This is a genomic window from Bacteroides bouchesdurhonensis (genome assembly GCF_900155865.1).
Taxonomy (GTDB): Bacteria; Bacteroidota; Bacteroidia; order Bacteroidales; family Bacteroidaceae; genus Bacteroides; species Bacteroides bouchesdurhonensis.
This window is the reverse complement of sequence record NZ_LT707006.1, coordinates 3,770,983-3,784,465: the sequence shown is the minus strand read 5'-3', so window position 1 is coordinate 3,784,465 and position 13,483 is coordinate 3,770,983. Positions and strand designations below refer to the sequence as shown.

General features: G+C 38.5%; 11 protein-coding genes and 1 pseudogene. 4 read left to right on the top strand and 8 right to left on the bottom strand.

The features are described from left to right. Positions 1-463: 463 nt before the first annotated feature. The 4 genes from CZ225_RS16250 to CZ225_RS16235 all read right to left on the bottom strand — a co-directional run bounded on the left by CZ225_RS16250 (position 464) and on the right by CZ225_RS16235 (position 5,684). On the bottom strand, positions 464-940 hold the full coding sequence (locus CZ225_RS16250) for a copper resistance protein NlpE N-terminal domain-containing protein (RefSeq protein ID WP_077154738.1): 477 nt from the start codon (positions 938-940) through the stop codon (positions 464-466). Between the two features lie 56 nt (positions 941-996). Next, positions 997-2,292: a hemolysin family protein gene (locus tag CZ225_RS16245; RefSeq protein ID WP_077154737.1), complete on the bottom strand. Its 1,296-nt coding sequence runs from the start codon at positions 2,290-2,292 to the stop codon at positions 997-999. Between the two features lie 196 nt (positions 2,293-2,488). Next, complete coding sequence (locus tag CZ225_RS16240; RefSeq protein ID WP_077154736.1) at positions 2,489-3,265, bottom strand: M48 family metallopeptidase; 777 nt, start codon at positions 3,263-3,265, stop codon at positions 2,489-2,491. Positions 3,266-3,305: 40 nt separating this feature from the next. Then, on the bottom strand, positions 3,306-5,684 hold the full coding sequence (locus tag CZ225_RS16235; protein WP_077154735.1) for a TonB-dependent receptor: 2,379 nt from the start codon (positions 5,682-5,684) through the stop codon (positions 3,306-3,308). 99 nt (positions 5,685-5,783) lie between these two features. Between CZ225_RS16235 and CZ225_RS23440 the strand changes: the two are divergent. After that, positions 5,784-5,903: pseudogene (locus tag CZ225_RS23440) on the top strand (DUF2007 domain-containing protein); the annotation flags it as partial. A gap of 22 nt (positions 5,904-5,925) precedes the next feature. Beyond that, entirely contained in the window at positions 5,926-6,738 is an 813-nt protein-coding gene (locus CZ225_RS16230) for an alpha/beta hydrolase (protein ID WP_077154734.1), read from the top strand. Positions 6,739-6,894: 156 nt separating this feature from the next. Here CZ225_RS16230 and CZ225_RS16225 read toward each other — a convergent pair whose 3' ends face one another. Both CZ225_RS16225 and CZ225_RS16220 read right to left on the bottom strand, forming a co-directional pair. Further along, positions 6,895-7,698, bottom strand: a complete 804-nt coding sequence (locus tag CZ225_RS16225) for a DUF4595 domain-containing protein (protein ID WP_077154733.1) — start codon at positions 7,696-7,698, stop codon at positions 6,895-6,897. Next, on the bottom strand, positions 7,695-9,107 hold the full coding sequence (locus tag CZ225_RS16220; protein WP_077154732.1) for a S41 family peptidase: 1,413 nt from the start codon (positions 9,105-9,107) through the stop codon (positions 7,695-7,697). Before CZ225_RS16220 ends, CZ225_RS16225 begins: the two co-directional genes overlap by 4 nt. A gap of 163 nt (positions 9,108-9,270) precedes the next feature. On the opposite strand from CZ225_RS16220, the gene CZ225_RS16215 reads away from it, so the two are divergent. Together CZ225_RS16215 and mnmA are read left to right on the top strand one after the other, a co-directional pair. After that, positions 9,271-10,557: an O-acetylhomoserine aminocarboxypropyltransferase/cysteine synthase family protein gene (locus CZ225_RS16215; RefSeq protein WP_077154731.1), complete on the top strand. Its 1,287-nt coding sequence runs from the start codon at positions 9,271-9,273 to the stop codon at positions 10,555-10,557. 94 nt (positions 10,558-10,651) lie between these two features. Continuing rightward, a complete protein-coding gene (gene mnmA / locus CZ225_RS16210) occupies positions 10,652-11,731 on the top strand; it encodes a tRNA 2-thiouridine(34) synthase MnmA (RefSeq protein ID WP_077154730.1) in 1,080 nt (359 codons plus the stop codon). 407 nt (positions 11,732-12,138) lie between these two features. On the opposite strand, the gene CZ225_RS16205 is transcribed toward mnmA, so the two are convergent. Together CZ225_RS16205 and CZ225_RS16200 are read right to left on the bottom strand one after the other, a co-directional pair. After that, on the bottom strand, positions 12,139-12,795 hold the full coding sequence (locus tag CZ225_RS16205; RefSeq protein ID WP_077154729.1) for a response regulator transcription factor: 657 nt from the start codon (positions 12,793-12,795) through the stop codon (positions 12,139-12,141). Between the two features lie 90 nt (positions 12,796-12,885). Further along, positions 12,886-13,473 carry a DUF4251 domain-containing protein gene (locus CZ225_RS16200; protein WP_077154728.1) on the bottom strand — a complete coding sequence of 196 codons (588 nt, stop codon included), beginning with the start codon at positions 13,471-13,473 and terminating at the stop codon, positions 12,886-12,888. Between the last annotated feature and the right edge of the window lie 10 nt (positions 13,474-13,483).

Genomic DNA, 13,483 nt, shown 5'->3' with positions numbered 1-13,483 from the left:
GAAAAAAGACTATTGTCACCTTATTGTCACTTCTTATTGTCACTAATTGACCATTGATAATTAGAACTTTACGTTGAAAAAGTGACAAATGATAATAAAATGGGCATTTAAAACGTATAGAAGGAAAATCTGAAAAAGATAGATGAAAAGATGGGAAAGGAATCTATTATTGTGCGTTTTAGCACTTAAAATGTGAGGAAACGCACATACTGCCTTTCTTTTTTAATGAGGTAATGTGTTGGTAATGATTTGATTATCTGTTTGGCATGGTTCTTGATACTTTATATGCAAGTTTGGCTATTCGCTTGCCAAGCATTTCTCTCATAAATTAAATTCGACAAATGGAGTACAGGTGGCAAACTGATACAAATGTCGGACTATTCTATTAATTGTTTTTATAAATAAAATGCTCTGCAAAAATTAATCTTCGCAGAGCATTTTTACGATTGGTATAAGGGTAGGTTTATTGTTTCACTTTGATAATGTCATAATTCAGATCGCTCACAGCTTCTTGCAGGCTATCGTTTACCAAACGCAAAGTTGTGTCATTGACAATAACAAAATACATAGGAGCATCACCGTTCTGCGGAGTCAATTTAATAGCAGTCTTTGGCTGTTTGTTCACAATCTTATGAACGGTTTGTTGCTTACCTTTCGAAGTGAAGGTTTTATCTTTTCCTTGTCCTTCTGCGTCAAGGTAAGTCATATCCAGGGAGTAAACAGTGTCCACCCCGTCAGTAGCAGCGTTTAAAGTCAGTACATAATCGATACCCGGACCGTCAGCAGCAGGGAGTGTGCCTTCAAAAACTTCCGTCACTTCTGTGATCGGAGGCATTACAAGTGCAAGACTGTCTGCTTCTGCCTCTGCGGCTTTGTTTGCTTTTGACTGGCAAGATGCCAAAGCAGCTACAACAGCTGCTAACATAATTACTTTTTTCATCGTTAAGTGCTTTAAGTTAATATAAATATAGTGAGCTATTGCTCGGTTTATTGTTTTTAAATATCCTTTTCATCCTCCCGTTTGATGACCAGCAGTTTGTCTACTCGTCCACGGTCCATATCCACTACTTCAAATTGCAGATTCTGGTAGGTAAAGATATCTCCGGCTTTCGGGATACGTCCTATCAAAAACATTGCCAATCCACCAAGAGTGGTAAAGTCTTCGTCTTCCAAGTCCTCATAAGATAAAATTCCCATCTCTTCCATGAAGTCCTTAATGTTCATAGAGGCTTCCACCAACATCGAACCATCTTGTCTTCTGACGATATCTTCTTCTTCCGTATCGTCTTCTTCAAGAATGTCTCCGAAGATACTTTCGGTCAGATCGTGCAAGGTAATAATACCTTCCGTACTACCATACTCGTTTACAACAACTCCGAACTTATTTTTGTTCTTCTTGAATAGCTCTAAAATTTTGTTTGCATATAAACTTTCTGGAATAAACAACGGAGGACGAGCTATTTCACACAAGTTGAAGACTTTTTTATTGCCTACCATCAAAATAATGTCTTTAACGGATACCACACCGATAATTTCATCTTTTCGTTCGTCCACTAACAGATATTTACTGTAATGTTCTTCTTCGATGGTTTTCATCACTTTCTCCTGAGAATCATCGGGATGAAGTATGACTAAATCTCTTCGGTGAGTCATTAATTCATTGGCACGTTTGTCTGAGAAACGAAATACATCACGTAACATTTCTGTCTCTTCTTTGTCAATTACTCCTTGTTCGGAACTTTGGTGGAGGATCATTTTGATTTCTTCCTGTGTCATAGGGCGTTCTTCGTTCTTAACACCGATGATTTTGTTCAGCAAACGGGTCGATACGCTGAGTAACCAGACAAACGGGTAAGATACTTTTGTTAGCAGTATCATGACCGGGCTGAATAATGTTGCATAGCGTTCCGGATTGCTGAGGGCAATTGATTTGGGGACAAGTTCGCCAATGATGAGTGACAGGTAAGTAATGATAGCTACTGTAGTGACCATTGCCAGGTTGCGGGCATATGCCTCTGCTCCGGGAATGATTGAAAAGAGGGGCACAAGATCGTCTGCAATGGCTACGCCACCATAGGCACCAGATACAATACCGATAAGAGTAATACCAATCTGAATCGTAGATAAGAACTTTTCGGGTTCTTCCAATTGTTTTAAAACACCGCGGGCAGATTTGTTCCCTCTATTAGCGAGGGTTTCAAGACGAGCTTTACTTGAAGATACTAAGGCTATTTCGTACATGGCAAAGATACCATTAAGCACGAGTAAAAGAATAATGATTAAAAATTCCATAAATGGAGTTAAATGGTTAATGCGCCGAAATTACATGAAATCATGACAAGATACAAATATGTACCGTTATATTAATGAATTTTTAATAATACGGCTGTTGAACCTTTTGACAAATACTTCTTGATATTAAAGCGAAGCAGAGATGCTACATTACTCTCCGCATGACAGAAATTCTATTGATAACTATTTTGATATATCACTTAGCGTAGGTGGCAGCTTTTGCCTTTGCTCGTTCTATCCGTTCCATGGTGTCTGGATGAGAAGAAAACATCTTTTGCAGATAGGACGCTTTGGGAGCACCGGCAGACAGTTCCTCCAATTTGGCTAATGCCTTGGACATGGCATAAGGGTCGATATTGTTCTTTACACAAAATTCAACGCCGTAGTCGTCAGCCTCATTTTCTTGCTTCTGAGAAAACTGAGCACTGGATAAATTATCAGCTATTGTTCCTAGCTGAGATTCGGTTAATTGGGCTAGTTTTTCACTAATTATGCCTGCTGCATTTTTTACGGCAGAACGAATATACGCATTCTTCATAGCATCTTTGGAGTCAGAGTGAATTACGTGACCGATTTCATGACCTACTACTGCCATGACTTCTTCGTCTGTCATGGCATCCATGAGTCCGGCGCAAATACGAACACTACCGTCTCCGCAAGCAAAGGCATTTACATCTGCTACTTCGTATACTCCGAAGTTCACTTGTAGGCCGTCTACCTCTTTGATATTTCCGGTCAGTCTCTCCAATCGCTGACCATATTCACTATCCGGTTTTGTCAGCCTATTTATAGAATCCATCCATACCATATATTCTTTGCTTATTTTGATAATATCCGCATCTGATAAAGTTACTGCTTGTATAGCGTCTTTTCCAGCTTGGAGTGCTTTCCCGAGTTTCTTAAATTGGGCGGCTGCTTCAAAACTATTCAAGCTCAGGAGTAACAGGGTCAGTAGTGCAATTTGTTTTTTCATTTTCAGTGATTTTTTGATTTGTAATATATGTATAGTCGCATTAATATTCAAAAGTAATACCCAAAGTAGGTAATAATGTGCCACTTTCTTGTTTGATGGCTTTCATAATGTAACGTTGCTCATTTACGGGAGCCTCGGGATTTGCTATCTTTCCAGTACTCATCAGCACATCTGCTTGTTTCAATTTGCTGGCTGTGATATTTTGCAGATCAATATAGAAACCCAGCATACAACGTTTCAGATAGAATGTTTTGTCTATACGAATATCTACTTGAGTGAAGGCGGGTAATCGTTCCTTATTATATTGGTTATAGTCATAATAAGGTTTACCTTGGGCATTCCAGGCAGTTACCAGTGATGATTTGTCAGCATCGTATGGAGTATAGGGAGTTCCGCCAATGCAACTTACTTTCATACCGAAACTCCATTGGTGAGGAAAATAGTAAGTACCTCGCAGGTTAAAGATGAAGCGATTGTCCCATGCAGATGCAATGTATTCACTTTCTTTACTGTTACGATATTCACTTTTAAAGAGAGTGAGGGATGAGGCTAAATTCAATTTTTGTGCGATTAACCATTTTATTAATAGTTCTGCTCCGTATGAACGCCCTTGGGCAGTAGAAGTCAGAAGTTCGTTACCAATTACACCATAATCGTTACCTTTACAGGCCAAGGGAATATTATCTACTATCGAAAGTGGGATTTTATCATAATCTTTATAGAATCCTTCTAGGGAAGCTTCAAAAGTGTCTCCCTTTCGCCAGGTGATTCCCAGACTTTCCTGGCTGACTTTCATGTATTGAAGTGTATATTTATTGGCAAATTGTCCATTGCTGTTCTTAAAACCAAGAGCGGTGTAAGGAGGAAGCTGGTAATAGAGTCCGGCATTTCCACTTAAAGCCCAATGATCGGTCAATTGATAGGAGAGAGACAAACGGGGCGATAACTGATTGGAGAGATCTTTCATTGCTGACGAATAATTATTAGCGTCTGTTCTTAATCCTAAAGAAGCTGTGAAATGATCATCTGTTGAAGTGTAATTAAAGGTTCCGAAAATTCCCCAACGCATTATTCCCAGATATGTATGATAATCGAACGTTTGTGCACGATCGATATATACGTGTTGGAAAGTAGTGTTAGTATATTGGCTATAATCCAGATTAACACCTAGTTTAATTCTCCAGTTGCCGAAGGATGAACTGTTTTCGAAACGTAATTTAGTTTCTTGCTCAGTAGAACGCAGTCGGAGCATTAAATTATCCGGATTACTTTCATCATTTTGAAGATATTTGGTATTACGGTTATTCATGTAACTATGACTCACTACGACCGATTGTATATGTGCACCCGCATAATGACGGTAAACAGTTCCTAAAGTGAAAGTACTTTGTTCTATTTTGGGAAGATAACTCAAAATGTATTCGTTATCCTCATTATCTGCCTTGGTATTTAACTTCATCTTATCAATTCCACCTAATCCTAACACAATTAGTTCATTTTGAGCATTAAACCGGGTTTTTATCTTGAATTGTGCATCAGTAAAAGTTGGTAGGAAAGGGAGTCCTAACATATCAAACAGAAATTGCAGGTAAGATTGTCGTACTGATACCAGATACGATGTCTTTTTGCCAAGATGACCGTTGGAGGCTAAAGAGACTTCGGAAGCCCCGAGAGTGGCTTTCAAAGAATTACGTTCCATGTCGCCATCCCGTAATTTAAAATCGAGCACCGAGCTGAGGGCATTTCCTTTATCGGCAGGGAAGGCACCGGTATAGAAATTTACTTCACGAATCAAGTCTGCATTTAAAATACCTACCGGACCACCGGAAGCTCCTTGCGTACTGAAATGATTGATATTGGGAATTTCTACTTCATCAAGATAAAAACGGTTCTCGGACGGAGATCCGCCACGTACAATCAGGTCATTGCGATAACCTATCGGCGAGAAAGAAACTCCCGGATAAGATTGAACGATTCGGGAAATATCCCGATTGGCTCCCGGACTTTTTTCTATTTCCTGTAAACCAATGATTCGTAGGCTGACAGGGCTTTCCACATCACGTCGGAAAGGTGATGTAGTGATTGTTACCCCATCGAGTTCGGTCAGATTCTCTTCCATCTCTATAGAGATATTCAGATTTTTGGTTGATAAGATATATTCAGGAGTCGTTACACTTTTGTATCCGATTGCGGTAGCTTGTAAACGATAGATACCCGGTGGAACTTTCTCAATGGTGAAATGTCCTTCTGCATCGGTGACAGCACCTAGATTCAAACCAGTGATCATTACATTAATGAATTCCAACGGCTCACGACTGTTTTTGTCAATCACAGTTCCTTTCACCTGATGGATAGGTTGTGCAGAAAGTAGACTGATTGCTGTGCAGAAAAGTAACAAGAGTGCCGAAAGTCTTTTCATAATGCTATTGTAGTTTAGTAAATGCAAAGTTAGTTGAATTTTGTTTTATCATCTCATTTTTATATCTTATTTTTGTGCGAACAATAAAACTTGTTCGCTATGAAAACAGTAAGATTAATTACTTGCAAAGATGCGATGACAGCTCATATTCTTCAGGGAGCATTAGAAAATGAAGGTGTAGAATCTATATTCGTTATGGAAGAAAACTATGAAAGAATAATCTAAAATTATATATGTAAAGATGAAAAGATTTCTATTAATTTCCTTATTATTAGCTTTGGTAGCTCCTTCTTTTGCTGCCAAGGTAGATACTTTATTAGTTAAAAGCCCATCCATGAATAAAGATGTTCAGGTGGTAGTTGTAACTCCGGATGTTGCAATGGGGAATAAGGCTGTGGCTTGTCCGGTTATTTATTTACTTCATGGTTTTGGGGGCAATGCTAAAACATGGGTCAGCATTAAACCGGATCTTCCTCAGATAGCAGACGAGAAGGGTATTATATTTGTTTGTCCGGATGGTAAGACAAGCTGGTATTGGGATTGTCCGAAGAATCCGTCATTTCGTTACGAAACATTTATTTCGTCAGAATTAGTAAAGTATATCGATGAGCATTATAAAACGATTGCTGACCGGAAAGGACGTGCAATCACCGGACTTAGCATGGGTGGACATGGAGGTATGTGGAACGGTATTCGCCATAAAGATACATTTGGTGCCTGTGGTAGTACCAGTGGGGGAGTTGATATTCGTCCATTTCCAAAGAATTGGGATATGGCAGTTCAATTAGGTGACTACGACTCTAATAAGGAGATTTGGGATACTCATACTGTAATCAATCAGATTGATAAGTTGCAGAATGGTGACTTAGCTATTATTTTCGACTGCGGAGAAGCCGATTTCTTTATCAATGTAAATAAGGACTTGCATAATCGTTTGTTAGAGCATAAGATAGATCATGACTTTATCACTCGTCCGGGAGGGCATACTAGTGAATATTGGAATAATTCTATCGATTACCAGATTCTCTTTTTTGAAAAGTTTTTTAAGAAGTAACTCCAGTTAATTAAAGATTGAGATAAAATAAAAAAGGTAAGAATAGTTGAGTCTGTTCTTACCTTTTTTATTTAGTACTTTTACAATTAAATCTTGTGTTAGGAAAGATGGAAAGTGGATAGTTAAAATAGAGAACTTTTCAAATAATTATAGGAACTAATTGAGACTATAGCTGATTGATACAGTGCGACGATTGGGATAATAGTTATAGGAATCTCCACCCAAATAAGTGGTTTGACTATGTATTTGAGTTAAATTCCCTTCTTTATTAACTTGGTAGGTATAAGTTGTATATTCGCTGTCATTTCCTTCCGGAGTAGTACGAACTGTAAAGTGGTGAGGTGCTTTTCCTAATAATCCGGCATAAAGAGCCTCAGTATGCAATGTAAATGGATGAGTTTCTAGTAAACTTAAACAAGGAATGTAATATTGCGAACTTTGTTCACCGGGTTTATAAAGGACTTTATTACTGATATCATTTATGTGAGAAGTGACTGATTCCAAGTTATCTGCGTTGTAGGTTAATGTTATTGTAGAATAGAGCTTGCCATTTATATTTTCAATGACTTCCGTCAGATATCCATCTGCAGAATAGGCAAACTTATATTCACGTTGTTGGATATCCGATTCGTTGTATATACATTGACTAGCATATCCTTCAGCATTTAAAGTATAGGTTAAAGTGGTCATTTCACTAGCGACGGTTACCTTCTTGTCAGAATAAATAAGATTAACTTCATAATTAATCTCGCTTTCGAGTACGGTTTGACGGACAGTGTGTTGCATCAATCGACCTTGATCATATAGAAACTTTTCAGTCTTGGTCACCGGATATGAATCACTTGTCATAACTTCATTTAAAGTGATGACTCGTTGGTTATTTGTAGAATTCTCATCATTGTCGTCCGAGCAACTGACTACTCCTAATAGGACACCTAATAAAATAATGACCTTTTTCATTTAAGTTGTAATCCTCTGATAAATTTCCTGCTGGCAGGACTGCTTACACTCTTTTCTATTTTAATGCTTTTGCTGGAGGTCGTTTCCGTCTCTGGCTCGTCCGGATCTGTTGGTGGATAGGTACCTTCTAATACTCCGATAGCTACACTCAACAATGCTTCTTTGGGATCGCCAAAAGGTAAGAATGTAGAATAATCTGTTGAAGAACTAACGGAATAATGAGGTTGGAATCCTCCGCTAAAGGTATCATGTTCCGAGTTATATACGGTACATACTACGGGATTAACTGCCCACGAAAACTCTTCATTAATAAATTTTTCTGTAGCTACATTCTGACCTTTCGTAGAACTGCCGATTCCAATTAGCTTTTGTACCTTGTTATTTAAGTTATTCATTAACATTTCCGGTGCCCCTGTTGTTTCTCCGCTGATTAATACAATCAGAGTGTTCAGATCAAGATTCTTTCCATTCTTAAGCAGTTGTTGATCGAAAGTTAAAGTTGCATCCTTATCTATATTCTTGTCATTATATTCTAAGAAAGTCATATTCTGATCCAAGTAATAAGAAGGAGCAAGAATAGTGCTTAATAACTGTACACAGTCTAGGGTTCCTCCTGCATTGTAGCGAAGGTCAAGAATTACTTTATGAATATTCTCCTGAGCAAGTTCAGCCGACCATTCACGTAATTCGTTGTTATATTTTTCCGGATCATCTTTCGTGCCGGCTGTAAAACTGTTGTACATAAGATACCCCACCTTTCCTGTACTTAAATCAAGTATTTCAGATTTATGGAAAGGATTATCTTCTACTATTTGGGCTGCACCCATTTTTAAAGTGATATCATTGGGCACTACCTTATATACTGGTTCCGGTTCTTCTTCCCCTTCTTCTACTTCAGGAATTACTTCTTTCCAAACTCCCATAACCAAGTCTCTAGCCTGAGTACCTTGCAGTAATGCTGTTTCATATTTCTTGCTGATATAGGATGTATCCACTTTCATAATCCAGTTACCTCGTTGTAATCCGGCTTTTTCTGCCGGTGAGCCGGGGATCACATAAGTGACCAGTGCGTTGTAAGCAGTGTCAATGTCCTGACTACGAACCAGTGAATAGTCGAACCCATAAGTAGGCAGCGGAGTTTCCATAACAGAATCTACAAAAGAGTAACTGTCATTACTTGCTTTTACTTTAGCTAAAAAGCCGGCCGGGTCTAAAAACAGGTTTACATCATCGTAAGAAGGCATGCTCCCATACCACAGATAGTTCTGTTGCATAATATCGTACATCCAGGAGTCCAGAGCAGTTTGGTGGGCATATTCCGGCCAGCGGTCTACACCACAAGAGATAAAACCACTGATAAATGCGATAATCAGTGCAGGTATGAGGATTATCTTTCTTAAATTCATCATTATAAAAAGCTTTTCAGTGCGCAAATGTAGGAAATACTTTGCTTATCTACCACATTTATGGTATAAAAATGCCTTCAATATGTGATAGGCTGTTAGCGAATCTTCCTTTACCTTTGCAACATCAAAGTTAACAATAGATATTAACTCTAAATATAGAAAACAGATGGAACCTAAGAAATTACATTTTGAAACACTGCAAATTCATGTAGGACAAGAAACACCCGATCCCGCAACAGATGCGCGTGCTGTCCCCATTTATCAAACAACGTCTTATGTATTTCGTGATTCGGCGCATGCAGCTGCACGCTTTGGCTTGCAGGATCCGGGAAATATTTATGGGCGTCTGACTAACTCTACCCAGGATGTATTCGAAAAGCGGGTAGCCGCTCTTGAGGGTGGAGTAGCTGCGTTGGCTGTGGCTTCCGGTGCGGCAGCTATCACTTATGCCTTTGAAAACATTACTCGTGCCGGCGATCACATTGTGGCTGCTAAAACAATTTATGGTGGTACATACAATCTGTTGGCACATACATTGCCTACTTACGGAGTAACTACTACTTTCGTCGATCCTTCTGATCTTGGGAACTTTGAGAAAGCAATTCAAGAGAATACAAAAGCTGTTTTTATAGAAACGTTCGGTAATCCGAACTGTAATCTGATTGATATTAAAGCAGTAGCTGAAGTCGCTCATCGCCATCATATTCCTTTGATTATCGATAATACTTTCGGTACTCCTTTTTTGATTCGTCCGATTGAGTACGGTGCTGATATTGTAGTACATTCTGCAACTAAGTTTATCGGTGGCCATGGAACTTCATTAGGAGGTGTAATTGTCGATTCCGGAAAATTTGATTGGGTAGCATCCGGAAAATTTCCACAATTGACGGAACCGGATCCGAGTTATCATGGAGTACGTTTTGTGGATGCGGCAGGTCCTGCAGCTTATGCTATCAGAATTCGTGCTGTCTTGCTTCGTGATACGGGTGCAACCATTAGCCCTTTCAACGCTTTCATTCTTCTGCAAGGTTTGGAGACTTTGTCTTTGCGTTTAGAACGTCATGTGTCCAATGCCTTGAAAGTGGTAAACTATTTGAAGAATCATCCGAAAGTAGCAGTTGTAAATCACCCATCTCTACCAGAACATCCCGACCATGCTTTATATCAGAAGTATTTTCCTAATGGGGCAGGTTCTATCTTCACTTTCGAAATAAAAGGAGGAAAAGAAGAAGCTCATAAAGTGATCGACAGTCTCGAGATCTTCTCTTTGCTGGCTAATGTAGCCGATGTAAAATCACTTGTAATTCATCCGGCAACGACTACCCACTCTCAGTTGAATGAAGCAGAACTTGCCGAACAAGGAATCAAACAAAGTACCATCCGTCTATCTATCGGTACAGAGCATATTGATGATATTATTGCGGATTTAGATCAGGCTTTGTCGAAGATTTGATAGGATGAAATGTTGGATTGAATTATATCCAGGAGGTTCCTAATCAAAAACCTGTTGATGAACGTTATAGAAGCAAGATGATATTGGAACTAAAATGGAACATAATAAAAGTATAGCTGTATTATTATCAGGAGGTGTAGACAGTTCGGTTGTCGTACACCTTCTTTGTGAACAAGGATTTAAGCCCGAACTATTCTATATTAAGATTGGTATGGATGGTGCGGAGTATATGGATTGCTCGGCAGAGGAAGATATTGAATTGGCGACTACGACTGCCCGCAAGTATGGCTTGTCTTTACAAATCGTTGATTTACATCGTGAATATTGGGAGAGTGTCGCTACTTATGCAATTGATAAGATCCGGAAAGGATTGACTCCTAATCCGGACGTTATGTGTAATAAACTCATTAAGTTTGGGTGTTTCGAACAACGGGTAGGGAAGGATTTCGATTTCACAGCTACCGGACATTATGCCACTACAGTACAGCGTGATGGTAAAGTTTGGTTGGGAACAGCAAAGGATATTGTAAAAGATCAGACTGATTTCCTAGCACAAATCGATTATTTACAGGTTTCCAAACTTATGTTTCCCCTTGGAGGATTAATGAAGAAAGAGGTACGTGAAATTGCTCAAAAGGCAGGATTACCTAGTGCTAAAAGAAAAGACAGTCAGGGGATATGCTTTCTAGGCAAAATTAATTATAATGATTTCGTCCGTCGTTTCATGGGAGAAAAGGAAGGAGCGATTATTGAGTTGGAAACAGGGAAAAAGTTAGGTACACATCATGGCTACTGGTTTCATACCATCGGACAACGTAAAGGTTTGGGGCTGAGTGGCGGTCCTTGGTTTGTGATAAAAAAAAATGTTCAGGAAAATGTGATTTACGTATCCCATGGATATGGAGTTGAGACACAGTATGGTAATGAATTCCGAATGGGTGACTTTCACTTTATTACGGACAATCCCTGGAATCCGGCAGAGAAGGAAACAGAAATAACTTTTAAGATTCGCCATACTCCTGAATTCACACAGGGAAAATTAATACAAGAGGATGATGGCCTTTTCAGAGTTTTGTCTTCTGAAAAGATACAAGGTATTGCTCCGGGACAGTTCGGAACTATCTATGATACGAAGTCGGAGATATGTATTGGTAGTGGAGAAATAAAGTATTAATAGATAAATTCCATTACATTAAGACTAAACTTTCTCTCTTTTAATAGTAAAGTTTCTCTCTATTTAGTATGAATTATAAATGAAACTTTTGATTGTATAATTGGAACTTTCAATTGTACAATCGGAAGTTTTAATTATATAATTGAAACTTGCAATTATAGATTTGTCTTAAGCGATAATAATTTCTCTATTAAAGCAGAAGAAGTTTCTTAAAGGGCAAGAAGAAGTTTTCTATTAATAGATTGAGAGGGAACTAATAATACTTGTCGATGATATTGTAGATATTGATACATGCAATATCAAAAGAAATCGTTAAATCGCCAGAATTTAGAAAATCACGACTAACTATTAATCTTAGCAGTGGTCCGGACTTTTTAGATGATTTCATCTGCTAAAATTCTCTTTTGTCAGATATAATATTCCGCTAGATCTACAATCCCTGCCCGCATTGCATATTTAGTAGCTTCATGTACATTGTTTACTCCTAATTTGCGGAAGATATTTTTTCTGTGACTGTTGATGGTGTGGAAACTAAGATTCTTGTCAGCAGCAATTTCTTTGGTTGTTTTACCTAATGCAATTTCTTTTAAAATGTTCTTTTCCGTTTGGGTTAATAGATGATCTTCGACAGCTGTTGCAGCGGGAGTGTGATTGCCTGAAAGTAGTAAATTACTGACATGATTACAGATATACCTCTGTTTACGCGTGGCGCATTGGATGGCAGTCATGATTTCCTCTTTGGAGTTGTCTTTCATTACTACTCCGAAAGCCATACTACTGAATAATATTTGTCGAAGGAAGTTTATACTTAACTCATCAGAAAATAAAATCCAGTCTGCTTCTTTGAACCGTTCTTGTAAAACAATTAACTCATCCGCCCCAGCAAAATCGAATAGGGTATAGTCCAGAATAATCACTGCTTGTGGATACAATCGTAACAGTTGAATCAGTTCAACTTTATTGTCAGCTTCCACAAGGGTGCTTACATCCTTCTGTTTGCTTAATAGGAACATCATTCCTGCCTTACTGATATCTTGGTTGTCTGCAATGATATATTCTCTCATATAGGAATCGGATCAATTAAAAACTCCGCCACAAATGTACGCATTTTGCGCGATTTGTAGCGGAGTAATTATAAGATTCTTATACTTGTATTACCAAGAACGTCCTTTGAAGATATTAGATTGGTTCAGGGGAATAATGTTTCCGTTCAATGTCAGATTGTTATTATTAAAATTTGGACTGACGGTAACTGAAGCATTGTTGCTGCCACTGCTCATGTTTATAAATACTTGAGCCGAGATACCTATACCCTGAACATTGAATGAGCAGAATACATTTCCTTTTTTATCAATATTCATTTTCACATCTGCTGAGTTACCATCTACTGTCACACCACCGATACCGTTAGGACCTGGATATGAGGTGTTGAAAGCCGTTTGTACAGTAGCTCTGTTACCATTCATCAAGACAAAGTTGGTATTGGGGGTAACAAATGCGGTCATACCATTTCTGAAAACGACCTGGTTGGCTTCCAGAACAAATTGTTTGTTTTTTAAAGCCTGTATAGCCTCTTGATAGGAAGCCATATCCTGAACTTGTTCTTCAGCACGGAGTTTTGCTCTTTCTGCGTCTCTTTGAGCTTTTCTTTCTGCGCGGCGTGCGGCTGCGTCACTTTGTGCATACATCATTGTGCTTGCACTCATTAATACTAATGCTAATAATGCAATAAACTTTTTCATAACTTTTTTT

Coding starts and splice junctions, on each gene's coding strand:
- CZ225_RS16250 (WP_077154738.1), bottom strand. CDS start 940: ATGAAAAAAGTAATTATGTTAGCAGCTGTTGTAGCTGCTTTGGCATCT.
- CZ225_RS16245 (WP_077154737.1), bottom strand. CDS start 2,292: ATGGAATTTTTAATCATTATTCTTTTACTCGTGCTTAATGGTATCTTT.
- CZ225_RS16240 (WP_077154736.1), bottom strand. CDS start 3,265: ATGAAAAAACAAATTGCACTACTGACCCTGTTACTCCTGAGCTTGAAT.
- CZ225_RS16235 (WP_077154735.1), bottom strand. CDS start 5,684: ATGAAAAGACTTTCGGCACTCTTGTTACTTTTCTGCACAGCAATCAGT.
- CZ225_RS16230 (WP_077154734.1), top strand. CDS start 5,926: ATGAAAAGATTTCTATTAATTTCCTTATTATTAGCTTTGGTAGCTCCT.
- CZ225_RS16225 (WP_077154733.1), bottom strand. CDS start 7,698: ATGAAAAAGGTCATTATTTTATTAGGTGTCCTATTAGGAGTAGTCAGT.
- CZ225_RS16220 (WP_077154732.1), bottom strand. CDS start 9,107: ATGATGAATTTAAGAAAGATAATCCTCATACCTGCACTGATTATCGCA.
- CZ225_RS16215 (WP_077154731.1), top strand. CDS start 9,271: ATGGAACCTAAGAAATTACATTTTGAAACACTGCAAATTCATGTAGGA.
- mnmA (WP_077154730.1), top strand. CDS start 10,652: ATGGAACATAATAAAAGTATAGCTGTATTATTATCAGGAGGTGTAGAC.
- CZ225_RS16205 (WP_077154729.1), bottom strand. CDS start 12,795: ATGAGAGAATATATCATTGCAGACAACCAAGATATCAGTAAGGCAGGA.
- CZ225_RS16200 (WP_077154728.1), bottom strand. CDS start 13,473: ATGAAAAAGTTTATTGCATTATTAGCATTAGTATTAATGAGTGCAAGC.